The 23,866-nt window shown below is 43.0% G+C and carries 18 protein-coding genes and 1 tRNA gene; 13 read left to right on the top strand and 6 right to left on the bottom strand.

Going from position 1 to position 23,866, the window contains the following annotated elements; genetic code table 11:
• Window positions 1–5: 5 nt before the first annotated feature.
• The 5 genes from pdxA (at window position 6) to CEX98_RS08825 (ending at window position 5,560) form a co-directional block, all read left to right on the top strand.
• The gene (gene pdxA / locus CEX98_RS08845; RefSeq protein WP_099641719.1) at window positions 6–998 is read left to right on the top strand and encodes a 4-hydroxythreonine-4-phosphate dehydrogenase PdxA; all 993 of its coding nucleotides are present in this window, start codon (window positions 6–8) and stop codon (window positions 996–998) included.
• Window positions 995–1,801, top strand: coding sequence for a 16S rRNA (adenine(1518)-N(6)/adenine(1519)-N(6))-dimethyltransferase RsmA (gene rsmA / locus CEX98_RS08840; RefSeq protein WP_099641718.1), 807 nt, complete (start codon window positions 995–997; stop codon window positions 1,799–1,801). The genes pdxA and rsmA overlap by 4 nt, the downstream gene beginning before the upstream one ends.
• Window positions 1,785–2,174: a Co2+/Mg2+ efflux protein ApaG gene (gene apaG / locus CEX98_RS08835; protein ID WP_099641717.1), complete on the top strand. Its 390-nt coding sequence runs from the start codon at window positions 1,785–1,787 to the stop codon at window positions 2,172–2,174. The genes rsmA and apaG overlap by 17 nt, the downstream gene beginning before the upstream one ends.
• A gap of 314 nt (window positions 2,175–2,488) precedes the next feature.
• Window positions 2,489–3,292, top strand: coding sequence for a symmetrical bis(5'-nucleosyl)-tetraphosphatase (locus CEX98_RS08830; RefSeq protein WP_099641716.1), 804 nt, complete (start codon window positions 2,489–2,491; stop codon window positions 3,290–3,292).
• Window positions 3,293–3,544: 252 nt separating this feature from the next.
• Window positions 3,545–5,560 (top strand): methyl-accepting chemotaxis protein, encoded by a 2,016-nt coding sequence (locus tag CEX98_RS08825; RefSeq protein WP_099641715.1) that lies wholly within the window; start codon window positions 3,545–3,547, stop codon window positions 5,558–5,560.
• Between the two features lie 240 nt (window positions 5,561–5,800).
• On the opposite strand, the gene tkt is transcribed toward CEX98_RS08825, so the two are convergent.
• Window positions 5,801–7,795, bottom strand: coding sequence for a transketolase (gene tkt, locus CEX98_RS08820; protein WP_099641714.1), 1,995 nt, complete (start codon window positions 7,793–7,795; stop codon window positions 5,801–5,803).
• A gap of 261 nt (window positions 7,796–8,056) precedes the next feature.
• Between tkt and metK the strand changes: the two genes are divergently transcribed.
• Window positions 8,057–9,208, top strand: coding sequence for a methionine adenosyltransferase (metK, locus tag CEX98_RS08815; RefSeq protein WP_099641713.1), 1,152 nt, complete (start codon window positions 8,057–8,059; stop codon window positions 9,206–9,208).
• 62 nt (window positions 9,209–9,270) lie between these two features.
• Here the strand turns inward: metK and CEX98_RS08810 are convergent, their stop codons facing one another.
• Window positions 9,271–10,116, bottom strand: coding sequence for an HDOD domain-containing protein (locus tag CEX98_RS08810; protein WP_099641712.1), 846 nt, complete (start codon window positions 10,114–10,116; stop codon window positions 9,271–9,273).
• A 148-nt stretch (window positions 10,117–10,264) separates the two neighbouring features.
• Between CEX98_RS08810 and CEX98_RS08805 the strand changes: the two genes are divergently transcribed.
• A complete protein-coding gene (locus tag CEX98_RS08805; RefSeq protein ID WP_099641711.1) occupies window positions 10,265–10,924 on the top strand; it encodes a hypothetical protein in 660 nt (219 codons plus the stop codon).
• Here the strand turns inward: CEX98_RS08805 and CEX98_RS08800 are convergent.
• Together CEX98_RS08800 and CEX98_RS08795 are read right to left on the bottom strand one after the other, a co-directional pair.
• Window positions 10,907–11,638 (bottom strand): SIR2 family NAD-dependent protein deacylase, encoded by a 732-nt coding sequence (locus CEX98_RS08800; protein ID WP_099641710.1) that lies wholly within the window; start codon window positions 11,636–11,638, stop codon window positions 10,907–10,909. The two genes, CEX98_RS08805 and CEX98_RS08800, sit on opposite strands and share 18 nt — an antisense overlap.
• Before the next feature lie 19 nt (window positions 11,639–11,657).
• On the bottom strand, window positions 11,658–12,152 hold the full coding sequence (locus CEX98_RS08795) for a winged helix-turn-helix domain-containing protein (RefSeq protein WP_099641709.1): 495 nt from the start codon (window positions 12,150–12,152) through the stop codon (window positions 11,658–11,660).
• Window positions 12,153–12,911: 759 nt separating this feature from the next.
• Here CEX98_RS08795 and CEX98_RS08785 point away from each other — a divergent pair.
• Window positions 12,912–13,508 carry a porin family protein gene (locus tag CEX98_RS08785; RefSeq protein WP_242441667.1) on the top strand — a complete coding sequence of 199 codons (597 nt, stop codon included), beginning with the start codon at window positions 12,912–12,914 and terminating at the stop codon, window positions 13,506–13,508.
• Window positions 13,509–13,578: 70 nt separating this feature from the next.
• Here CEX98_RS08785 and uvrB read toward each other — a convergent pair whose 3' ends face one another.
• Window positions 13,579–15,582 carry an excinuclease ABC subunit UvrB gene (uvrB, locus tag CEX98_RS08780; protein ID WP_099641707.1) on the bottom strand — a complete coding sequence of 668 codons (2,004 nt, stop codon included), beginning with the start codon at window positions 15,580–15,582 and terminating at the stop codon, window positions 13,579–13,581.
• The gene (locus CEX98_RS08775) at window positions 15,582–16,958 is read right to left on the bottom strand and encodes an MATE family efflux transporter (RefSeq protein ID WP_099641706.1); all 1,377 of its coding nucleotides are present in this window, start codon (window positions 16,956–16,958) and stop codon (window positions 15,582–15,584) included. Before CEX98_RS08775 ends, uvrB begins: the two co-directional genes overlap by 1 nt.
• A 1,169-nt stretch (window positions 16,959–18,127) precedes the next feature.
• On the opposite strand from CEX98_RS08775, the gene CEX98_RS08770 reads away from it, so the two are divergent.
• The 5 genes from CEX98_RS08770 to rsxC all read left to right on the top strand — a co-directional run.
• Window positions 18,128–18,204: transfer RNA gene (locus CEX98_RS08770), tRNA-Asn, on the top strand.
• Window positions 18,205–18,389: 185 nt separating this feature from the next.
• Window positions 18,390–20,333 carry an EAL domain-containing protein gene (locus CEX98_RS08765; protein ID WP_099641705.1) on the top strand — a complete coding sequence of 648 codons (1,944 nt, stop codon included), beginning with the start codon at window positions 18,390–18,392 and terminating at the stop codon, window positions 20,331–20,333.
• A gap of 491 nt (window positions 20,334–20,824) precedes the next feature.
• A complete protein-coding gene (gene rsxA, locus CEX98_RS08760; RefSeq protein WP_099641704.1) occupies window positions 20,825–21,406 on the top strand; it encodes an electron transport complex subunit RsxA in 582 nt (193 codons plus the stop codon).
• Window positions 21,407–21,408: 2 nt separating this feature from the next.
• Complete coding sequence (rsxB, locus tag CEX98_RS08755; RefSeq protein WP_099641703.1) at window positions 21,409–21,963, top strand: electron transport complex subunit RsxB; 555 nt, start codon at window positions 21,409–21,411, stop codon at window positions 21,961–21,963.
• 9 nt (window positions 21,964–21,972) lie between these two features.
• Window positions 21,973–23,866, top strand: a 1,894-nt coding sequence (rsxC, locus tag CEX98_RS08750; protein WP_172439742.1) for an electron transport complex subunit RsxC, incomplete at its 3' end; no start/stop codon positions are given.

Raw genomic sequence — 23,866 nt, 5'->3', positions numbered from 1 at the left:
CGGTTATGACACTCAGAATCGCAATTACACCGGGTGAGCCGGCAGGTATTGGCCCAGATCTCGTGATCAAACTGGCTCAGCATGCTTGGCCTGCTCAGTTAGTTGCGGTGGCTGATAAGCACATAATAGAAAAACGGGCCAAAGAGCTTGGTGAACAGATAAAATTATTACCGTTTGATAGCAGTGCAGCGCCAGAAGCTGCACCTGCGGGCGCCATTTATTACTTACAAGTGGATAAAGGTGCAGAGGTTGTTGCAGGTCAATTAGATGAAGCCAATGGCCATTATGTGCTAGAAACACTGCGTATTGCCTCTGAGAAAAATATGGATGGCACTTTTGCGGCGGTGGTAACTGGCCCTGTTCATAAAGGTATAATCAACCAAGCCGGTATTTCATTCAGTGGTCATACGGAATACTTTGCTCAGCAGTCGGATACAGCAGATGTAGTCATGCTGTTGGCAACTGAAGGACTGCGTGTTGCATTAGTAACCACTCACATTCCTTTAGCCTATGTTGCAAAGGCAATTACGCCTGAGCGCTTAAGCAAAGTGATCCATATTCTACATCATGACCTACAAACCAAGTTTGGTATTGAACAGCCAAAAGTATTGGTTTGCGGATTAAACCCCCACGCAGGCGAAGGCGGACATCTTGGTCGTGAAGAGATAGAAACAATCGAACCTACATTAGCAATGCTTAACAAACAAGGCATGAATTTAGTTGGGCCATTACCTGCAGATACGCTTTTTCAGGCTAAATATTTAGATAATGCCGATGCTGTGCTCGCAATGTATCACGATCAGGGCTTACCTGTGTTAAAATATAAAGGTTTTGGAAACTCAGTGAACATTACCTTGGGATTACCTTTTGTTCGTACATCAGTTGATCACGGTACCGCGCTTGATTTAGCGGGCTCTGGTGATGTTGAAGTGGGTAGTTTTGAATTAGCGATCCGCGAAGCAATTAAGCTCGCAACCAAAAAAGCACAGAATGCATGACAGATAAAGTACATCTCGGACACAGAGCACGTAAACGCTTTGGTCAAAACTTCTTAAATGACAACAATATTATCGACAAGATAGTAACTGCAATTGACCCTAAACCTGGTGATAACCTTGTTGAGATTGGTCCTGGTTTAGGTGCTATTACAGAACCCGTTTGTGATTTAAGCGGCCACTTAACCGTAGTAGAGCTAGATAAAGATCTTGCCGAGCGCTTGATCCATCACCCTTTTTTAGGACCAAAGTTAACGGTTCATCAAGGCGATGCGATGAAGTTTGATTTTTCTTCTTTGATCAATGAAGGAGACAAACTGAAGATTTTTGGTAACTTGCCTTACAACGTTTCGACACCTTTGTTATTCCACCTGTTTGAATTTGCCGATCAGGTTGAGCACATGCACTTCATGTTGCAAAAAGAAGTTGTAAATCGCATGGTAGCGGGCCCAGGAAGCAAAGCTTTTGGTCGCCTTAGCGTCATGACTCAGTACTACTGTCACGCCATACCTGTGATTGAAGTGCCGCCACATTGCTTTAAGCCAGCACCAAAAGTGGACTCTGCAGTGGTGCGATTGATCCCGAAAGACTCATCACAACGTACAGCTAAAAGCACTAAACTGTTAAACACCGTCTGCCTAGAGGCGTTTAACCAACGCCGTAAAACGCTAAGAAACAGCTTATCTAACTTATTGAGCGAAGAGCAGCTGCGAGAATTAGGTATCGATCCGACACTACGAGCTGAAAACTTGTCGCTTAACCAGTTTATTGAAATTGCAAATTGGATATATGACAACTCAAACTAATATTGGCTCACCGATCAAAGTATCCGTAGAGACCTTTTACGTTGAAGCGCAATCACAGCCTGAAAAAGACAAATATGTGTTTGCCTACACCATCACCATTAAAAATCATAGTTTATGTAATGCCAAGCTAGAAAGTCGTTACTGGCTCATTACCGATGCCAACGGTAAAGAGACAGAGGTAGAAGGCGAAGGTGTTGTTGGCGAGCAGCCCACCATTCGTCCTGGTGAAAGCTACCAATATACCAGTGGTGCAGTGTTAGATACCCCTGTTGGCACCATGGAGGGATATTATCTCATGCGTAATGAGTTTGGGACCGAGTTTAAAACGCCTATCAATGTGTTTAGGCTATCTTGCCCAAATATCTTACATTGAGATAAGTGCTACCTCGTAGGTGCGGGTTTATCCCCCGCACGTTCGATACAGCCAAGCTATAACTCGTAACTACTCGCAGACGCGGGTTTACCCCGCGAGCTTGAAATAGCCAAAAGCTACGGCTATTTCAAAAATAACCAACCTACGAAAACCAATTCGTAGGAGCGGGTTTACCTCGCGATCTTGAAATAGCCAAAAGCTACGGCTATCTCAAAAATAACCAACCTACGATAACCTCTTCGTAGGAGCGGGTTTACCTCGCGATCTTGAAATAAAATTTGTAACACCCACAAAAAGCGCACATAAGGTTATAAATGGCTAAATACGCAATTGGAGACTTACAAGGTTGCTTCACCCCTCTCATGGGACTGTTAGATCAAGTCAATTTTAACCCTAGCCAAGACCATTTGTATTTTGTTGGAGACATTATTGCCAGAGGCCCTGATTCACTGGCTTGCCTAGCGTTTCTCTACCAACATGCAGACTCTGTCAGTGTCACTTTGGGTAATCATGACTTACATTTTTTAGCCTGTCTCGCATTGGGAAAAGCCCCCAATCCCAAGGATAAGCTCGACACCCTATTTGCCAGCCCTAAATGTCAAACATATGCAGATTTCCTCCAAGCCCAACCACTCGCTATCTGGCTCGAAACGCAAAAAACGTTTATCTCCCATGCCGGTATACATCCACATTGGGATGTTAAGCAAGCACTGCAATACGCACGCTTTGCCGAAACCATTTATCAGTCTGAAAACGCACCTGAATTTTACGCAAATATGTATGGCGCCCACCCTGGGCTTGAACTCAATAACCTCAGCGAAAAAGACAAATTTAAAGCCATTGTCAATGTCTTTACTCGCATGCGCTTTTTAGATCAAAACGCTGAGCTCGACCTTAATAACAAATCAGGCTTAAAAGACGCAGGCAACCTAATCCCTTGGTTCGAATTCATCCCCTCCAATAGTGATGCGACCTTCCTTTTTGGCCACTGGGCCGCATTAGAAGGGCAAACGAATAAAAACAACATCATTGCATTAGATACTGGCTGCGTATGGGGCGGCAGGATGACCATGATGAATATTGATACCGGTGAAAAATATCAGCAAAATCAAACCTAGGCTCCTTAAGAGGGAATTACTTCAAGTTCTTGGGAGCATCACGCGCCAGTAAGTACTTGCTTTAAATTTTATTATGCTGAGCTACACTAACAGAAAAGTTAGGTTGATAGTTTTATATCCATTTAGCTGCTATTTTTTGTAATCCGACCTTTTTTACTGAAATTTTTTGTCACATCTGCTATAAAATACTTAACTTATCCGCAATAAATCCGATAAGTATCCGTATTGCTTTGTAAATTTTGTAGGAAAGCTATGAATTTGACTGTTAGCCAACGTATTTGGGGTGGTTTTGTTACCATCACCTTGTTGCTTCTTCTTATCGGGGGCAATTCTCTTATGAGAATTGCAAACATTGACAACTCAACTCAACAGGTAAATAGCTTATCTTTACCTGCGCTCTCTAAAAGTTCTGAACTGAAGGTCGAGTTCACTTTGATGAGTAAAATGGCTCAAGGCAGCTTTTATGCTCGCACCGAAGCCGAACTTGCGACACTCAGAAAGCTATTTTCTGAACGTCAAAAGATCTTTGACAAAACCTACTCTGAATTACAGCAAGTTGTTGCTTCAAACAGCAAGCTTTCATCAAGCAGCGGTGATGTTGGTAAGAGCTATGATGCGTTTGTAAAAGCGATGAACAGCCTAGTCAACGAAAAATCATCAGAGCTTTCGCTGCGAGATAAACTCAAAGAGCAGCTCTCTGATCTCGACATGGCAGCAGAAGATGCCACTATGGTGACGGTTGATATCATTGACTTAGACGGCCTAGCCGACAACGATCAACGCGCTTTCCAAGCCGCAAACAACTTAGAGAATAACTTCTCTTCTGTCGTTACTAGTGCCAACGATATCGTGACTGTTGAAGACATAAATACGTTAGAAATTGTGCGCAATGAGCAGAACTATCTTGTTGAAGAGCTTGGTCGCAATATTGAGCTGATCCGCGGTCCCGTTTCAGCGCTTGATAGTGACTTATTTTCAGATCTTGAAGGCTATTACACCGATCTGAAAAATACAGTAACTGGCAATAACAGCATTGCTGAAAACCAAAAAAGATTGATCTTGGCGTTAGCAGAAACGCGTAAAGAGCTGTCTGAGGCCGAGAAAACCACACAAGCCGCACTATCTCAGCTTGATGATTTATTATCAGAAGCAAGTCAAGTCGCGTTCAACTTGCAACAAGGTGTGCGTACGGATGTTGGCACTGCTAACCTTTGGACTTGGATTGGTATGGTAGTTGCGACCTTGATGGCCGTTGGCGTTGCATACATTACGGTAAGCCGTATTACCAAACCGCTGGCTGAAGTTAACCGCGTTTTAAACATAGTTGCAAGCGGCGACATGACACAGCGTTTAGACGACAGTGCAAAAGACGAGTTTGGCGAGCTATCTAGAAGCTGTAATACGCTGATTTCTAGCTTACGTGAACTTATCACAGGGATTATTTCTCGCTCGACCCAGCTGGCTGCAGCATCTGAAGAAACATCGACTATTACCACAGAATCGAGCCAAGCGATTAAAAATCAACAAGCCCAAGTCGAACAGGCTGCAACTGCCACCACAGAGATGAGCAGCACTTCTCATGGAGTAAGCAATAGCGCACATCAAGCCTTGCAAGAAATCAAAAATGCAGACAAGGAAGCGGAACGCGTTAAAGGTATTTCACACGAAAACAAGCATACGATTGAGCAGCTTGCCAGAGAAGTAGAAGAAGCTTCTCGCGTGATCAATAAACTACACCAAGACAGCGCCTCGATTGGCGGTATACTTGATGTTATCCGTGGTATCGCCGAACAAACTAACCTTTTAGCTTTGAATGCAGCTATCGAAGCGGCTCGTGCGGGTGAACAAGGTCGTGGTTTTGCCGTGGTCGCTGATGAAGTTCGTTCACTAGCGAGTAAGACACAAGAATCAACGCAAGAAATTCAAGCAATGATTGAGTCTTTGCAAGCAGGTGCAGAAGAAGCGGTTGGTGCCATGTCAAAAGGTAAACAACAGGCCGAGTCTTGTGTGACTCAAAGTGACCTTGCTAATGAAGCGCTAAACTCTATTACCACTGCTGTTTCTCAAGCACATGATGTTAGTGAAGAAATAGCCAATGCCGCGAATGAGCAGCAGCAAGTGGCACAAGAGATAAGTGAGCGTCTTGAGTCAATCGTTACGATTGCCGAACAAACCGCTGAAGGGGCAACGCAAACCTCAATCTCGAGTTCAGAAGTTGCAAAACTTGCCGAAGAACTACGTCTATCGGTGGATCAATTTAAAGTTTAATATCACTTAGCTTAATTAAGTGATCAATTCTGAGGCGAGCAAACCTGGCCGATAACTAGGCAAAAGTTTTGCTCTTTAGAATTTGCTATTTAGTTGTTCTACATGAGAGATTTTTAACACAGTTTGCGTCTGGTTTACTCCCTCAAATTGAGCAAGTATTAAGACTGAATGGCATATCCAGCAAGAAATTTTGAACATAAAAAACCCATGCAGAGCATGGGTTTTTCTTTTCTTACTCGCTTACGCAAATAGTGCGTTAGCCTTTTCAACGATATTCTCTACCGTAAAACCAAACAACTTAAATAGCTCACCTGCTGGTGCTGACTCACCGAAGGTTGTCATGCCAACAATAGCGCCATTTAAGCCAACATACTTATACCAGAAGTCCTCAATGCCTGCTTCAATCGCAACACGACGTGTCACGGAGCTTGGTAGTACGCTTTCTTTGTACTGTTCAGACTGTGCATCAAAGATGTCTGTTGATGGCATAGAAACAACGCGAACTTTTTTCCCTTCTGAGCGTAGTTTATCTGCAGACTCAACCGCAAGTTGGACTTCAGAGCCCGTAGCAATCAGAATGATTTCAGGCTCACCGTCACAAGATAGTACATAACCCCCCTGCTTAATTGCAGCTACTTGCTGTGCAGTACGAGGCTGCTGTTCAAGGCCTTGACGTGTAAACACCAAAGCTGATGGGCCGTCAGTACGCTCCACGGCTTGTTGCCAAGCAACTGCTGACTCTACCTGGTCACATGGACGCCAGCTCGCAAGGTTAGGTGTCGTGCGTAGACTTGCCATTTGTTCTACTGGTTGGTGAGTTGGACCATCTTCACCAAGACCAATTGAGTCATGAGTATACACAAAGATGCTTCTTTGCTTCATTAACGCAGCCATACGTACCGCATTACGCGCGTATTCCATAAACATTAAGAATGTCGCACCATAAGGAATAAAGCCTTTGTGTAGTGCAATTCCGTTCATGATCGCAGACATGCCAAATTCGCGCACACCATAGAAGATATAGTTACCTGATGCATCTTCCGCTGTAAGTCCTTTAGACTGCTCCCAAAGCGTTAAGTTTGAACCCGCCAAGTCCGCAGAGCCACCCATAAATTCAGGTAGAATTGGGCCGTAGGCGTTCAGAGTATTTTGCGATGCTTTACGCGTAGCAGGGTTCGCAGGATTTGCCTGTAACTCAGCAATGTATGCTTCTGTTTTTTCCGACCAATCCGCAGGTAGTTCACCCTTCATTCGACGTTCAAACTCAGCCGCAAGCTCTGGGTAATGCATCTGATATTCAGTGAACTTAATTAGCCATTCACTTTGTTGGTTTTGACCACGTGATGTTGCATCCCATTTTGCATAGATGTCTTCAGGGATTTCAAATGCACCGTGCTCCCAACCAAGGAACTCACGAGCGGCTTTGATTTCGTCATCACCAAGCGGTGCACCGTGACAATCGTGGCTGCCAGATTTGTTTGGTGAGCCGTAGCCAATTACTGTTTTACAACAGATAAGCGTTGGCTTGTCAGATTCTGCTTGTGCCGCTTCAATAGCTGCCTTGATCGCATCACTATCATGTCCATCCACATTCGCAATTACATGCCAGCCATATGACTCAAAACGCTTTGGTGTATCGTCGCTAAACCACCCTTCCACTTCACCATCAATTGAGATGCCGTTGTCATCCCAAAATGCAATCAGTTTGCCAAGTCCTAGCGTACCCGCCAAAGAACATGCTTCGTGCGAAATACCTTCCATTAAACAACCATCACCTAAGAAGGCGTAAGTAAAGTGATTAACAATGTCATAGTCTTCACGGTTAAACTGTGCAGCTAATGCTTTTTCGGCAATCGCCATACCCACAGCATTAGTAATACCCTGACCTAACGGACCGGTAGTGGTTTCAATACCTGGTGCATAACCATACTCTGGGTGACCTGGTGTTTTTGAATGTAGCTGACGGAAATTTTTAATCTCATCGATTGATAAGTCATAGCCAGACAAATGCAACAGTGAATAAATCAGCATTGAACCATGACCGTTCGATAATACGAAGCGGTCTCTGTCAAACCACTCAGGGTTACTTGGGTTATGCTTTAAAAAATCGCGCCAAAGTACTTCTGCGATATCCGCCATGCCCATAGGGGCTCCTGGGTGGCCAGACTTGGCCTTTTGTACTGCGTCCATAGAAAGAACGCGAATTGCATTAGCAAGTTCTTTGCGAGATGGCATGAATTCTCCTACCTTTAAATGTGTTTCGCGGGGGATTGAAGCCCATTCTTACTTATTTATATGGCTAACTGCAACGGCAAAGGCTATAAAAAATTGGGTACAGACTGACTTTTTCTGACCATTAAAAAAGATTGAACAATTTTGGACGTCTAGGCGTAAAATAACTAGTCAATGGGTAGGTTTTTTGGTTAGAATACGCCCCTTAATTTTTCGCGCTGTTCCTGCTGTTTGTGAAGCGCAATATTTGTGAGCATAAATACAATGGCTAAACATTTATTTACTTCTGAATCTGTTTCTGAAGGTCATCCGGATAAAATCGCCGATCAGATCTCTGATGCGGTTCTAGATGCCATCCTTGAACAAGATCCAAAGGCACGTGTTGCGTGTGAAACTTACGTTAAGACCGGTATGGTAATGGTTGGTGGTGAAATCACGACTAGTGCTTGGGTTGATATCGAGGAATTGACTCGTAAAACCGTGCGTGAAATTGGTTACACGCATTCGGACATGGGTTTTGACGCAGATTCATGTGCAATTCTAAATACCATTGGTAAGCAATCACCAGATATCAACCAAGGTGTTGATCGCACTCGTCCAGAAGAGCAAGGTGCTGGTGACCAAGGTTTGATGTTTGGTTACGCATGTAACGAAACAGACGTACTTATGCCTGCACCTATCACTTATTCGCACCGTCTTGTTCAGCGTCAAGCGCAAGTTCGTAAAGACGGTACGTTACCTTGGTTACGCCCTGACGCTAAGTCTCAGGTAACATTTGCGTACGAAAATGGTAAAGCGGTAGGTATCGATGCAGTAGTATTATCTACTCAACACTGTGACTCTGTATCACAAGATGACCTTGTTGAAGCCGTGATGGAAACGATTATTAAGCCAACGCTACCTGCAGAGCTTATCACTGAAGCAACTAAGTTCTTCATCAACCCAACGGGTCGTTTCGTTATCGGTGGCCCTATGGGCGACTGTGGCCTTACAGGTCGTAAAATCATCGTTGATACATACGGCGGTATGGCTCGTCACGGTGGTGGTGCATTCTCTGGTAAAGATCCATCAAAAGTTGACCGTTCAGCAGCTTACGCAGCGCGTTATGTTGCAAAGAACATTGTTGCAGCAGGTCTTGCTGACAAGTGTGAAATTCAGGTTTCTTACGCTATCGGTGTTGCTGAGCCAACTTCTATCAGTGTAGAAACATTTGGCACAGGTAAGCTTGAAGAGTCACGTTTAATCGAACTGATCCGTGAACACTTCGACCTACGCCCTTACGGTTTAATCACTATGCTAGACCTAGAGCGTCCTATTTATCAGCCTACTGCTGCTTACGGTCACTTCGGCCGTGAAGAATTCCCTTGGGAAGCAACAGATAAAGCTGACGCACTTCGTGCAGCTGCAGGCTTATAATTTCCTGTAAAAGTAATAAAAAAGGCGCTTAAGCGCCTTTTTTATTCACTTCAAATAGTCTCCTAGCCAATAAATACCTCATCAACATCATCCTTTAGGTTTTGATATTCATCCTCATGAATATTTAATTCAATCATTACCTTATCCTTGAATAAATGCCAATCAGCAGCACTGCGAAAATGTTTTGCCTCGAAACATAGATTCTCTGCCAGTTTTAATGCTGCAAAGGTTTGTGCAAGTTGGGGATCTTTGACTTCCTCCAGATAACTGACATCATGATGACGCAATATAATCTGGCATATTTCTTTAGGTAAATGCCAAGAAGTCGCCAAAAAATAACCGACTACGGTATGGGGGACTGGGTACTTTTGCTGTTCATAATAGATTAGAGTTTGCTCAGGCCTTTCAACTGATAGCTTTATGACCTCAGCATAGTCTGAATATTTAACCGCCATAGCAGGGATCCCTGCATCATGAAACAACCCGAGTAACTGTAAATTTTCTATCGGTAACGATGACTTTAAGTAATGCCCCACTACCATGGCCGCTTTTGAAATATCAGCTGCATTATCCCAAAATTGTTCAAGGGGAATACAACATTTTGATTGTTCAAATGCGCTTTTTAATAGATACCCCGTCACTAATTGCGTGATACAAGTTACCCCTAAAAACATGACCGCTTGTTTGATGTCTGTAATGGTGCGAGCAAGGCCATAGGCTGGTGAATTAATCACTTTCAATACTGCAGCGGACGCACCGACATCGGCGGCAATGATAGCGGCTACTGTAAATAACTCAGGCTCTGGTTGTGATAACTCGTTTTGCAGTGCTTGTAGTATTTCAGGTTTGGCAGGTAAATTAAAACCACCGCGTAAATCGTTCAGCACTTTATCGTCTATATCGATCATTGGACTACCTCAAAATGGCTACTCCAAAGTTTAGTTCATCAAAAGATATTTGCAGTATTGAAGTGTAATCGTGATTGAAATGCGGATTGGGATTAGATGGGCTATGATATTGGATAAACATAAAACGAGAAATGATAGACTCATAACTATGTCCAAAAATAGCCTAACGTCTTTTCTACTGGCATTGAAAAGCGCCAATGTAGAGAAAATAAAAGCTGCCTATTCAAGTAGTAGCGAAGAAGAACAAATTGAAGCGCTAAAATTTCTGTTCCAAAGTGCAAAGAGTGCTGATCCGCTTTATGGGCACTATCAGGATATTACAACCCTCTGCCTGCAAGCTGGCAACTTTCCATCTGCAATGATTAGTGCCATCAATTCCATTGAAAAGTTCGCTTTCTTTTCGACCCCCCTGTTCCAGACAGCGCAAATCACCAATCAAAATTCTCAAGGGAATAATGTGCTACATGTTCTTTTAGCTACGCTATCAGCTGAAGAGCAAGGCCTAAATTACCTAAGAACTCTGCTTCATTTTGAGAGTAAGGCACAGTTACAAGAGGCATTTAGTCATCGAAATAACAAACAGCTAACGCCTATTGAGTGCTACCTTGCGTTCAACCCTCATACCGCCCCGCTCGCCTTACAAGAGCTGAGTGCATTATTAGGGTTAATTGAGGTAGAACGCCAACATATTGCTACCGAAGTCATGAATGCTAACACCATAGAATCACATTTAGCACAGCATCACCGATTAACTGACTACAAACAGTTTTTATTGGCGACTTACTATCAATCACAAGTTAGTGGCTAAGCTCGCGATATACTCACTGGCAGTGACCGGGTGATAAGTCACGTTATCATATAGAATATGCGCAGGGCTTGGGTCCACCACATCAATAGGAATGCCTTTATGCCTTGCAATTTCTAGCGCCATTTGGGTGATATTAACACTGAACGAAGTCCCCATGAATACCATGCGTTCGGCTTCATACATTCGTGATTGCGCTTCACTAATTCTATAGAGTTCGGTGTAATATTCATCAAATAACAACACGTAAGGCTTTAAAGATTGCCCTTTCTTAGGCCCGCTTTGTGGGATCTTAAATAGTGACAAAAGTGAGTCAGTCAAGTTCGCTTCATCAACATCATCCCATGGCGCCTCAAAACATCTCGTAGCCTCGCCTTGTGTATGAAACGGTGTTACCTGATCAACTCGACCATGGATCGCAATAAAGCGCTTATTGCCAGCCTTTCCATCTAGGCCGTCGATATTTTGGGTAATGACATTTTTGTCACTTAGCCACTGGTGCACTTGATTTGGTCCGTGATTACGGTAACTTACGAAGCGATGGTAGTACCACTTTAAGAACTCATCGGGACGAGATTTGTACATCGCGCGCGTCGCCATTTCCTGTGGCGTGTAATTCTTAGAGCCAATGGTCCAAAACCCATCCTCCCCACGAAATGTTGGGATCCCGCTTTCCGCGCTCACTCCCGCTCCGGTAATATATAAAACCTGCGTCATCGAAGCTATCGCCTGAATTTTACGTTAGTGTAAAATAGAGAACCAACCCTAGTAACAGCAGCGCACTCGCAACCCCGTAGAGGGGGAGCTTGGCTGTCCGCTCAGTTTCAGGCACCTCAGCCACCTTAGCAGATTCTGAACTTGACTCTACAGGTGATACTGGAGGTGAAGTGTCCGATGGCGCAGTAAGCGGTGCTGAACTCGGTTCAATGCTCGTATCCACTTCTGTACAGGGAATTTGCCATTGATATCCCTTGCGTGAAAAGGTCTTAATTGCATCATCTCCAAACAAGGCACGTAAATGACCAATATTCTGAAATACGACCTGATCTGTGACTTTCCTATCCGGCCATACTTTTTCTAATATGTCTTCTTTACTATGAATGGTTTGCGGCGCTGATAAAAACAGTGCCAAAATTTGAGCAGGTTTTTGTTTTAAATTTAGCTTTCTATCGTCTTTATAGAGCTTAAGCTCTTTGCTATCAAACAAAAAATCCTTAAAAGCGAATTTCATTTCCCTAGTTCCCAACTTGGTCTTAATAACAGTAATATTTATTGTTTTATTTGAATTTACTACAACATAGTATTGCATTTATAGCGGAACAGACGGCTAAAATATAGAGCAATGTTACATCGATTTACAATCTATTGATAAAATTGGCTTTTAGTATAAAGTGATCAAGTAAAAGATCACCACCTAATCCTTAGAATAAATCGAATAGACTCAAAACCTAAGCGTATAAAAGCTGCATACTTTTATTCTTTTGATCTTCGTTATGCTCAGTTTTTTTACTCTGTGCGGTGTTAATTAAAACTTCATTACTTAGTTATGGCGGCTGAAGTACCTTACTTGCTGTTCACCTTTATCATCGTGCTTGATGTTAGCTTACATAGCTTGAGCACAAGCACAAAAACTAGGTTCCTCAAGCTTTTCAAGGTTGCGCTTGTAGCTCATTTGCTTGGTTATATTATTCTTCTCAGCAAACAACTTTTGCTCGAAGGATGGTCCGATATCCTTCGTTTATTGCAAGTTACATTATCATTCATCATTTATGGTGCATGCTTGTTACTGCAATACTATCTATTATAACAATAATGAATGATCCACAACTTCTTGACTCGCAAAAGAGTGTCTGAAGCAAGCCGCATTGTTCATTTTTGTAAAACAAAAATAGGAAGTTCAGACGCCTTCTTACATTTTATCACAGCCCCCCAACAGACCTTCACAAGCCCCCTGAATATACTAAAACTAAGTTAACCACAACGGACATTAATGATGAAAATTAACGCGCTCTTATCTATTGCACTACTTACAACAAGTTTATCTTCGTTTGCTGAACAAAAAGATGAAACTCATCGCATCGGTTTAGACATTTCAGGCGGTGGTGCTTCGTACAAAAGCTCAAGTAAAGATGGTGACGGTGTTGGACAAGCTTATCTTTATTACAACTATCACTTCACCCCTATACTAGCGCTAGAAGTTGGCTACAACAGCGGCGAAGATCTTGATGACTGGAAATGTGAAGACGAAAACGACCGAAAGTTTACTTGTACTCAAAATAACAAAACACTCTTTGGCATGGGTGCCAATAACCTAGATTTTGATAACTTTGTTGTTGCTGCAAAAGGTTACTATCAAATTTCTGATAATAGCTATTTCTACGGTAAATTAGGCGCCAACTATTACGATTATGAAATCACACGCGGCAGTACTAAGTTGGTTACTGATGATGGCATTGGTTTCGTTGCCGAAGCGGGCTGGCAGTACGACTGGGATAACGGTATAGCCGTTAATCTTGGCTACAAATACCTTGATATGGGTGATTTAGATACTTCAAGCTTAGGACTTGGCATTAGCTACCGATTCTAAAGTAATCCTCCCAACCAATAAAAAAGCATGTGAGACCACATGCTTTTTTGTTCTCTACAACAGCGACTTACTACGCTTTAATCAAGCGCTTTTGTAGGATCTGAACTTGATCTCTTGCTTGTGCTGCTTTTTCAAACTCGAGTTCTTTGGCAAATTTCATCATCTCCGCTTCGAGTCGATCTATTTCTTTAGCGATCTCTTTCGCATCCATGGCTGGCATACCTGGTTTAAACTTAGCGTCAATATCAACAGCTTTATCATCAGCAACCTCCTCGCCAAGATCCATCACATCAGTGATCTTCTTATTCAATGCCGTCGGAGTAATGCCGTTAGCCTCATTGTAAGCTTCTTGCTTTTCTCTACGCCTTTGGGTTTCATCAATGGCTTGGCGCATTGAGTTTGTCACTCTGTCGCCATATAGAATAGCTTTACCGTGTAAATGACGTGCTGCTCGCCCTATGGTTTGGATCAATGAACGAGTTGAACGTAGAAAGCCTTCTTTGTCGGCATCTAGAATGGCCACTAGAGAAACTTCAGGCATATCGAGACCTTCTCTTAATAAGTTGATCCCAACCAGTACATCGAATACCCCTTTTCTAAGATCGCGAATAATCTCCATGCGCTCCACAGTGTCTATATCCGAATGCAGATAACGAACCTTCACGTTATGATCGTTAAGGTAATCCGTTAGATCTTCAGCCATTCTCTTGGTAAGCGTTGTCACCAGAACTCGCTCATTCACCTCAACTCGTTTGTAGATCTCAGATAGCAGATCGTCGACTTGAGTTGCAACAGGTCGTACTTCAACTTCAGGATCTAATAGCCCAGTTGGACGGATCACTTGTTCTGCAACATCACCAGAGGACTTATTTAGCTCATAATCACCCGGCGTTGCCGACACGTAGATTGTTTGCGGCGATATAGCTTCAAACTCTTCGAACTTTAATGGTCTATTGTCCAGTGCCGATGGCAACCTAAACCCGTATTCGACTAGGTTTTCTTTACGACTACGGTCGCCCTTATACATTGCCCCAACTTGCGAAACCGTCACATGGGATTCATCGATGATCATCAATGCATCATCAGGTAAGTAATCTAACAAGGTCGGAGGTGGCTCGCCAGGCGCTCTTCCAGATAAATAGCGACTGTAGTTTTCAATACCAGAGCAATAACCCAGCTCAGACATCATTTCAATATCATATTGTGTCCGCTGTGCGATCCGTTGCTCCTCAACCAAGCGGTTTTTATCTAGGAGCTGAGCACGGCGCTCTTTTAGTTCGACCTTAATGCGCTCGATGGCATCAAGGATTTTTTCTCTTGGCGTCACATAGTGCGTTTTTGGATAAATAGTGGCGCGTACTAAGTGCTTTTCAACCGCGCCAGTCAAAGGATCAAAAAGGCTGATCCGCTCGATTTCATCATCAAACATCTCTACACGAACCGCAATGGTCTCTGATTCCGCCGGAAAGATATCAATAACTTCGCCACGAACACGATAAGTACCACGACTAAAATCCATATCATTACGTGTATACTGTAGCTCGGCTAGCCGCCTTAACATATCCCGCTGATCAATGGTTTCACCCACTTTAAGTAACAGCATCATTTTCATGTAAGAATCAGGATCGCCAAGACCATAAATGGCTGACACAGAGGCTACAATGATGGTATCTCTGCGCTCAAGTAAAGCTTTGGTTGCCGAAAGTCGCATTTGCTCAATATGATCATTAATAGAAGCATCTTTCTCAATAAAAGTATCACTCGCGACGACATAAGCTTCTGGTTGGTAATAGTCATAGTAAGAAACAAAATACTCCACCGCATTGTGTGGGAAAAACTCCTTCATTTCTCCATATAACTGCGCTGCCAGCGTTTTGTTATGGGCCATGATTATCGTTGGGCGGTTAAGATTATTGATAATATTAGCCATAGTGAAGGTTTTACCCGTACCAGTAGCGCCCAGCAAGGTCTGATGCGCAAGACCTGATTCTAACCCCTCACAAAGCTGCGCAATGGCTGTTGGTTGATCACCATTGGGCTGAAACTCAGAAACTAACTGAAACTTGTCTTCCATTACGCCTCCTGTTGAACCTCGCTTTGTGCAATCTCTTCGATCGCTTTTTTAAACCAGTTGTAAGCGATAATCGCTGTAAATAGATTGCCCAACGCCGCGCCCGCAAATAAGCCCGGTAATCCGGCAAGTTTTGACCCTAAAAAGGCTATCGGCACATAAAAAACAAATAACCTAATAACACTCAGCATGAGTGCATTCATGGGCTTGTGCAAAGCATTAAACGATGAATTAGTTAAAATGATCACCCCTTGCAGGCCATATCCTAGAGGCATGATATAGATAAACAGTTGAATAGTTTCAACCACAGCGGGCTCTTTGCCAAAAGTGTGGCTGATATAATAAGCACTGAATACCAACAAGATATAAACGACAAATTGAAAACCGAGAACGAATTTAAGGGTTTGTGTATAAGCATCTCGGACCCGCTGGTAATGTTTCGCTCCAAAGTTTTGGCTGATAAAAGGAGGTAATGTCATAGAAAGCGCTAAAACAACAAGACTAGCAATCGACTCAATTCGACTTCCCACCCCAAAGGCAGCAACAGCTTCTGGTCCGTAGCTTGCGATCAATGCGGTCATCACCGCCATCGCCAGCGGTGTAAGCATATTTGCCCCAGCCGCAGGTAAACCAATTTTTAGGATCTTTTTCGCGGCAGTTGAAAAACTAGTATATCTTGCGGATAAAGATACAAGACGCTTTTTTACCACTAGGAGATATAAGATAACGCTTACCCCTAAACTCCATGACAATACACTCGCCACTGCAGCCCCTTTAACGCCCATCGCCTCAATCGGTCCAAAGCCAAAAATTAAAATAGGGTCTAATACCGCATTGACTAACCCGCCGAGCCCCATTACCAAACTCGGGGTTTTTGTATCACCGCTTGCACGAAGCACGGAATTACCAATCATCGGGGTGATCAATAATATTGAGCCAATAAACCATACCGACATATAGTCGTGAATAAATGGCATCACTACCTCACTTGCCCCCAGTAAGACGAAGATCTCATCGACAAATGTAAACCCCAATAAGGAAAGCAAAGAGACAAAGCACGCCGAAATAATAATCGCCACCGCGGCATCAAATTTAGCTTCATCGAGTAAATTACTACCAAGCGCTTTTGCTATCACCGCTGAGGTACCAATACCAAGGCCAATTGCCAGGCTAATCACTGTAAAGGTTACGGGGAAGGTAAAACTGATCGCCGCTAGCGGCTCAGTACCGAGCATACTGATGAAGAAAGTATCAACCAAATTAAACATCATCAACGTGATCATCCCAAATATCATGGGGATCGTCATTCGCTTTAAAGTCGCCCCAATATCACCATGTAGGATATCGTTACCATTGGAATTTGACTTAGCTTGAGTCATAACAACCTATTTCTGATACTTTAAGCGGCTCATTGTAAGCTATTCAGCGAGTTGACGCTACGCAGGAAACGTCAACAATACATTTTGAGCTTCAAACAGCTATAGTTAACCGCTAAAACCTAGAATTACACAACAGGAGCAAAGTTTATCCTTGAAAATAAAGATTCAGTAAGTTTTGACAAAAAAGTTACAATAGCACGAGCAAACTAGCATGTTTTTTGCACAACCATAATGGTGAAAAGTTCATAAAACCTTCACACTGAGCAACAAATAAACAAAAATACCATACTAAATCTAAGTTACTGATAATAAAGATATAAAATATTTTTCAAAATTTACTTGAAACGGCTGTAGCGCCCAGATTTCATAGTCTTGCAATACTTCTCAAATAATAATAAACAATGTTATCCACAGATTCCGTGGATAAGTCGCGCTAAGCCAATAGAATAAAGGTTTCCAGCTTAGCTAAAAATTGATCCATCACTGAATTTCAGCGATCATTATCAACAGCACCACTGGATCAATTTAGATCTCTATACTAACCTTGTTTCTACACAAACAAGCTAGGTTTAAAATAACAATAACAATAACAACGCAACCCCATGTTTTAAAACAAATTCTCACTAACCATTTGATTTTTACCACGTTGATTTAGTGCTACTAATAGCAATATTTCTATCTTCTGTTCTTATTTTCTATCCCGTCAACTTCAACGATAGTGATCTCGATTTAAAGCAAACTAAGCTAATGAAAAGATCTCGTCTAAACGTTAGAAAATGAGCAGTTAAGGGCATTATTCAAGCAAAACGTTCAAAAAATACATTAAAGTCAGAAAGGAACTGGATGGATAAACAGTAAATACTGTATATGTTAATTTTTTAAAACTTGTCTCAAAGTCTTCGTGCTCAAGATTCGGACTAAACGCTTTCTCATATTAAGCTTGTAGTGGCCACCACCTTCATTATTAACTATATGCTTTACGACATCGCGCACAAAAACGCAGGTGTTCACCGCAGCTATTTTGTACAAGTGATGAGCAACACAGTTAAAAATGACGTGAAATAGCGCATTAATTCATCGCTTAGCAGAGTTTTTTACGTTTCTGTGATTTTAGTGGTTGACACCTTGCAATGTCGTCATTAATATTTCGCCCCGTTGAGAGACACGCTTCCCCCTTAGCTCAGTTGGTTAGAGCGACGGACTGTTAATCCGCAGGTCCCCCGTTCGAGTCGGGGAGGGGGAGCCAATTCTAAGAAATTATTAGACTTTTTTAACCAATTACACTACGCTACATGCTACATTCTTAGTGCACTTGCTCATACAAACAAAATACTCTGCAAACCGTCGTATAACAAAATAAATCGATGAATTTGATAAAGAATTTGGCATTGCACCCGATACTATGGAATAACCCTCTTTAAGAAGCGTACTATGGCTGGTTTTAGAAAACTTATCATACTCCAAGTCACCTCTTGGCTATTATTCTCTTTGATTGGTAGCTTTTTTTTCGCAACAAGTTTTGACTCTGCTATAAATAAAGCACAACAAAGTGCACATACTATGGTGACAGAGTACATAAAAGACAAAAAACTAACCGAAGTTTCTCCTGAACATATTCGCCAAGCTTTAAATAGTGGCGATGTTTTCTCAACGTTTATCGTACGAGATTTTGATGGTAATACGGTTTTACAAGTTAATACCCCCACTAACCTCCCCTTTATCGCAGATTTAATTGAATCAAACATCAATGCTATCCGGCCACAGTTTGCGGTTAATGATACAAAAGACATCAAAATTGAGTTTTTAATCAATGCACAGAGCCAAGCACAGTTACTGCAACAAGCCCTACTGTTGCTTATCATCATTTCTGCTTTGGTCGCATTTATCCCCGTATTTTTCATGCAAGGTGTATATAAAAAACTTAACCGTAATGTCAGCATGACGGTAGCGAGCGCCGTTGACTCATATATCACACAAAATCAGGTAACAGATAACATTGAGTTTGACTTTAATGACGGAAAAGTAGCTGAGCTCGGCCAAGACTTGACCCCTTCATTCAAACGGTTAGCGAGTTTTTTAAAGTCAAAGCAAGAAGACATCAAGAACGCGGCTCACTCTATCAAGCAAGAAGCCTACAAAGATGTAGTAACTGACCTTGGTAACCGTAATATGTTCGTTGAATACTACGAACAATACATTGAATCTTCGGCTAAAAAATCATTTGGCTCGTTAGCCATGATCCGCTGCTCTGAACTCCAAGTGATTAACCAAACCCGTGGCTATCAAAAAGGCGATGAATACATTAAGTCGGTATCGGATATTATTAAGCATGTCACCGGCACGTATGCAGGCAGCCAAGTATTTAGGCTTAATAGCTCTGACTTTGCAGTGATCCTGCCAAATGTTCCAAGTAAAGAAGCTGAAGAGTTTGGTGAAACTCTGCAATCTCGTTTTACTCAGTTCCAACAAAATCAAGAATTATCCTCGGTGGCAAACACTGGCATAGTGCCTTACGAAAATGGCAAACCACTCGGTGAGCTACTATCAGTTGTTGATAATGCAATGAGTATGGCACAGAGCAAACAAGCGAATGCTTGGCACCTTCAGCGCGAGTCTGATTTAGTAAATAATGTCAGTGCCGGATTTGGCAATCAGAATTGGCGCCGTGTGATCAGAGACGTGATCAACAGCAAACGCGTCAGCTTGATGATGCAAAACATCATGCCAATTGGCAAAAATTCAAAAGCCTATGCGGAGATCCAGTCTCGTTTTAAAACCGAAGAAGGGCAAATGCTACCAACCGCTTCCTTCCTTGCGATGGCGGAAAAGCTGGAGATGGCAATCGAAATCGATCAGCTGATCATAGATACCTCACTGGAGCTGATCAAAACACGTAACTTCAATGAAAAGTACTTTGGTATTAACGTGACAGCCTCTAGTGCGCACAACGATCAATTTGTGATCTGGCTAGAGCGACGCCTGTTAAAAGAAACTAATTTAGCAGCAAAGCTCGTCTTTGAAGTCAGTGAGTTTGGTCTACAACAGAATATCAAAGCGAGTAAGCGCTTTATTGATATGATACATCGTGCAGGCGCTCGTATTACCGTTGAACGTTTTGGAGTCGGCCTAACCTCATTCAAATTCTTTAGAGATTTAAAGCCGGATTACATCAAAATGGACGCAAGCTATACGCGCGGCCTTGAAGAAGACAAAAACAACCAGTACTTTATGCGTCTTATGGTTGACTTGGCCCACCGAATTGGTGTCAATGTGTTCGCTGAAGGTATTGAGAGCCAAGAAGAAAAACATATTGTCGAGACCTTATGTCTAGATGGTGTTCAGGGCTATTACATCGAAAAACCAAAAGAAATTTAATTTTTACTCTTTAATATCGTCTTGAGGGCAATATTTGCCCTCTCCTTCCGCACTATCATTTGCCACAGCAGTTGCAATCTGTGTTACTATTAGCAAGAATTATCATTTAAGTTTGTCCGTGCATTCTGTTGAATAAAACGAGATGAGTTTATACCAATTCGTTTAATTAAGTGCTCTATTTGAGGCAAGGAAATTTTGTCGGTAACAAGGCAAAAATTTTGCTCTTTAGTTGTTCTAAATAAGAAATTTTTAACGACGCTGATAAGGTATTTTACCCTTCAAATTGATTGGACCATTAATTCAATTGATATTAGTTATATGTCAGCTTTAATTGATAAAATTCAGGCAGAACCGTGCCGTTGCTTAACTTCTACTAAACACTAAGTTTAGTAAGTCGTAACGCGCATCGAGTAAGTTCTTTTATACAATTAACTATCACACCAACTTACTTGGCAAAGCTAAAGTAAAGTGAATAAGTTATAGAGGCAAGAATGACCGAATACATTATGTTGCTCATTGGCACAGTGCTGGTGAATAACTTCGTTTTAGTACAGTTTTTAGGGTTATGTCCCTTTATGGGCGTGTCTGGAAAATTAGATACCGCTGTTGGGATGTCTTTGGCGACAACCTTTGTGCTGACCCTTGCCTCGGTCACTAGCTATTTAGTAAACCAGTATATTTTGCTGCCGCTTGATCTCACTTTTTTAAGAACCATGAGCTTTATTTTAGTGATAGCGGTAGTGGTGCAATTTACCGAGATGGTAGTGCGTAAAACCAGCCCCACCTTGTACCGGTTGCTTGGTATTTTCTTACCCTTGATCACAACCAACTGTGCAGTATTAGGGGTTGCACTGCTCAATATCAAAAAAGATCACACCTTCTTAGAGTCTGCGGTGTATGGCTTTGGCGCTGCAGTCGGTTTTTCTATGGTGTTAGTCCTATTTGCAGCACTACGAGAGCGATTAGCAGTAGCCGATGTACCGGGCCCCTTTAAAGGCGCATCGATTGCAATGATCACCGCAGGACTTATGTCACTGGCATTTATGGGATTCTCTGGATTAGTTAAGTTTTAAGTATGACGTTAATGTATGCATTACTTGCGCTGGGCGCACTCGCACTCGTATTTGGTGTTGTGCTGGGATATGCCGCAGTCAAATATCGGGTTGAAAGCAATCCGATTGTGGAACAGATTGATGCTATCTTGCCACAAACTCAATGTGGTCAGTGTGGCTACCCAGGCTGCCGTCCATACGCCGAGGCAATAGCCAACGGCGATGAAGTAAATAAGTGCCCTCCTGGTGGCGAAGCAACAGTGAAAAAGCTCGCAGACTTAATGGGCGTTGAAGCAAAACCTCTTGCAGGTGGTGAAGAAGCTGATCCAGTCAAAAAAGTGGCTTACATCCGTGAAGATGAATGTATTGGCTGTACCAAATGCATTCAAGCTTGTCCTGTTGATGCAATTGTTGGTGCAACAAGACAAATGCACACCGTGTTAATTGACGAGTGCACAGGCTGTGATCTGTGTGTAGAGCCCTGCCCGGTTGATTGTATTGATATGATCCCGGTTGCACAGACCAAGCAAACGTGGAAGTGGCAGCTAGACGCCATTCCTGTGACGCAGATTGATTAAGAGGTTTAAGTGGAAACATTACTTGAACAAATAGAAAGTGGAAAACTGTGGCAGTTCCCAGGTGGCATTCATCCACCAGAGCAAAAGACCCAATCAAACCAACAAGCCATTGCACGCTTACCGCTGCCAGATAAACTAATACTGCCGCTAAAGCAGCACATTGGTGCCAATGGTAGTCTGTTAGTTAACACTGGCGATCATGTCCTTAAAGGGCAAGCTTTAACCGCTCCTGGAACAAATTGGTCCTTACCTGTACATGCTCCAACGTCAGGGACTATTGAAGCCATAAAACCAATGCCATCTGCGCACCCGTCAGCGTTGCCAGAGCTAAGCATTGTGCTGCGCCCTGATGGCGAAGATAAGTGGACAAGCTTACATCCTGTTAGCGATATTTCAGCGCTAGATAACCAGCAGGTTATCGATATTATCCACCAAGCAGGTATTGCAGGAATGGGCGGTGCGGGATTCCCAACCTATGTCAAAGCTGACAGCCCAAAACCGATAGAGTTTTTGGTCGTTAATGGTATTGAATGCGAACCTTATATTACCGCTGATGATCGCTTGATGCGTGAACACGCCAAAGAAATCATCGCAGGCGTCGAGGTGCTACAAAGCATATTGAAGCCACAAAAAGTACTGTTTGGGATTGAAGATAATAAGCCTGAGGCCATTGCGGCAGTCACCGCTGCGGCTCAGCATAATCCAGATATCCTAGTCCGTAGTGTGCCAACTAAATACCCCTCTGGTGGTGAAAAGCAACTGGTCAAACTACTAACCTCTAAAGAAGTGCCAAGCACTGGGATCCCGGCGGATATCGGCGTATTGGTGCAAAATGTCGGAACACTATTCGCAATTTGGCAAGCCATTTTTGAAGGAAAGCCACTTATCGAACGTGTAGTAACTGTGACCGGTAACACGATCACTCAGCCGAGCAATGTTTGGGCCTTACTCGGCACGGAAATCAAACACCTGCTAGACTCGCAAGGGTTTTCACCGGTAGAGGCGCAGCGCGTAGTCATGGGCGGTCCAATGATGGGCTTTACCTTGCCATCGGTTAGGATCCCAGTGGTCAAAACCACCAACTGTATACTCGCGCCAGATAATCAAGAACTTGCCATACCGGGAGAAGAAAAGGCATGTATTCGCTGCAGTGCTTGTGCTGATGCCTGCCCGCAAAGCTTATTACCTCAGCAGTTACAATGGTTTGCTAAAGGCAAAGAATACCAAAAGCTAGAAGAATATAACCTCTTTGACTGTATAGAATGTGGTGCTTGCTCTTATGTTTGCCCAAGTGAAATCCCCTTGGTGCAATACTATCGAGTGGCCAAAGCCGACATTCGTGAACAAAAACTTGAACAAGTTAAAGCGGAGCGTGCTAAAGAGCGTTTTGAAGCCAGAAAAGCACGCTTAGAACGTGAACAAGAGGAACGTCAGAATAAGCACAAGCGTCGCTCTGCAGTTGCTGCACCTAAAGCCGCAGATAAAGACAAAGTACAAGAAGCACTCTCTCGCGTTAAAGACAAACAATCAGATAAATCGGCCGTTCAAGCCGCCATTGCTCGCGCCAAGGCCAAACGTGGTGAGAACGGCGAATTAGAGCCGGATAACAGTGCCATTGCTGAAGAGCGTGCTAAACGCAAAGCACAGGCGCGTAAATACAAAGAAGAGAAAACCGATCAAACAGCAAGCTCAGATAAAAAAGATGCCGTAGCCGCCGCCATTGCTCGCGCTAAGGCGAAAAAAGCTGCGGCCCAAGCTGCACCTGAATCTGAGCCAGCCGCAGCAGATGATAAAAAGGCAGCCGTAGCTGCTGCAATTGCCCGTGCTAAAGCCAAAAAAGCAGCAGCAGAGGACGTCCCTGAATCTGAAGCTAATGCATCGCCAAGCGATAAAAAAGCCGCCG

The organism is Pseudoalteromonas piscicida, assembly GCF_002744175.1.
Classification (GTDB): Bacteria; Pseudomonadota; Gammaproteobacteria; order Enterobacterales; family Alteromonadaceae; genus Pseudoalteromonas; species Pseudoalteromonas piscicida_B.
Note: the sequence above shows the minus strand (reverse complement) of the source record. Positions and strands in the feature narration are given on the sequence as shown.

Bases quoted from the DNA above. Each gene is read 5' to 3' on its own strand.
- apaG (WP_099641717.1), top strand. From the start codon at position 1,785: ATGACAACTCAAACTAATATTGGCTCACCGATCAAAGTATCCGTAGAG.
- uvrB (WP_099641707.1), bottom strand. From the start codon at position 15,582: ATGGAAGACAAGTTTCAGTTAGTTTCTGAGTTTCAGCCCAATGGTGAT.
- pdxA (WP_099641719.1), top strand. From the start codon at position 6: ATGACACTCAGAATCGCAATTACACCGGGTGAGCCGGCAGGTATTGGC.
- CEX98_RS08775 (WP_099641706.1), bottom strand. From the start codon at position 16,958: ATGACTCAAGCTAAGTCAAATTCCAATGGTAACGATATCCTACATGGT.
- CEX98_RS08825 (WP_099641715.1), top strand. From the start codon at position 3,545: ATGAATTTGACTGTTAGCCAACGTATTTGGGGTGGTTTTGTTACCATC.
- rsxB (WP_099641703.1), top strand. From the start codon at position 21,409: ATGACGTTAATGTATGCATTACTTGCGCTGGGCGCACTCGCACTCGTA.
- rsmA (WP_099641718.1), top strand. From the start codon at position 995: ATGACAGATAAAGTACATCTCGGACACAGAGCACGTAAACGCTTTGGT.
- CEX98_RS08765 (WP_099641705.1), top strand. From the start codon at position 18,390: ATGGCTGGTTTTAGAAAACTTATCATACTCCAAGTCACCTCTTGGCTA.
- metK (WP_099641713.1), top strand. From the start codon at position 8,057: ATGGCTAAACATTTATTTACTTCTGAATCTGTTTCTGAAGGTCATCCG.
- CEX98_RS08805 (WP_099641711.1), top strand. From the start codon at position 10,265: ATGTCCAAAAATAGCCTAACGTCTTTTCTACTGGCATTGAAAAGCGCC.
- CEX98_RS08800 (WP_099641710.1), bottom strand. From the start codon at position 11,638: ATGACGCAGGTTTTATATATTACCGGAGCGGGAGTGAGCGCGGAAAGC.
- tkt (WP_099641714.1), bottom strand. From the start codon at position 7,795: ATGCCATCTCGCAAAGAACTTGCTAATGCAATTCGCGTTCTTTCTATG.
- rsxA (WP_099641704.1), top strand. From the start codon at position 20,825: ATGACCGAATACATTATGTTGCTCATTGGCACAGTGCTGGTGAATAAC.
- CEX98_RS08830 (WP_099641716.1), top strand. From the start codon at position 2,489: ATGGCTAAATACGCAATTGGAGACTTACAAGGTTGCTTCACCCCTCTC.
- CEX98_RS08795 (WP_099641709.1), bottom strand. From the start codon at position 12,152: ATGAAATTCGCTTTTAAGGATTTTTTGTTTGATAGCAAAGAGCTTAAG.
- CEX98_RS08785 (WP_242441667.1), top strand. From the start codon at position 12,912: ATGATGAAAATTAACGCGCTCTTATCTATTGCACTACTTACAACAAGT.
- CEX98_RS08810 (WP_099641712.1), bottom strand. From the start codon at position 10,116: ATGATCGATATAGACGATAAAGTGCTGAACGATTTACGCGGTGGTTTT.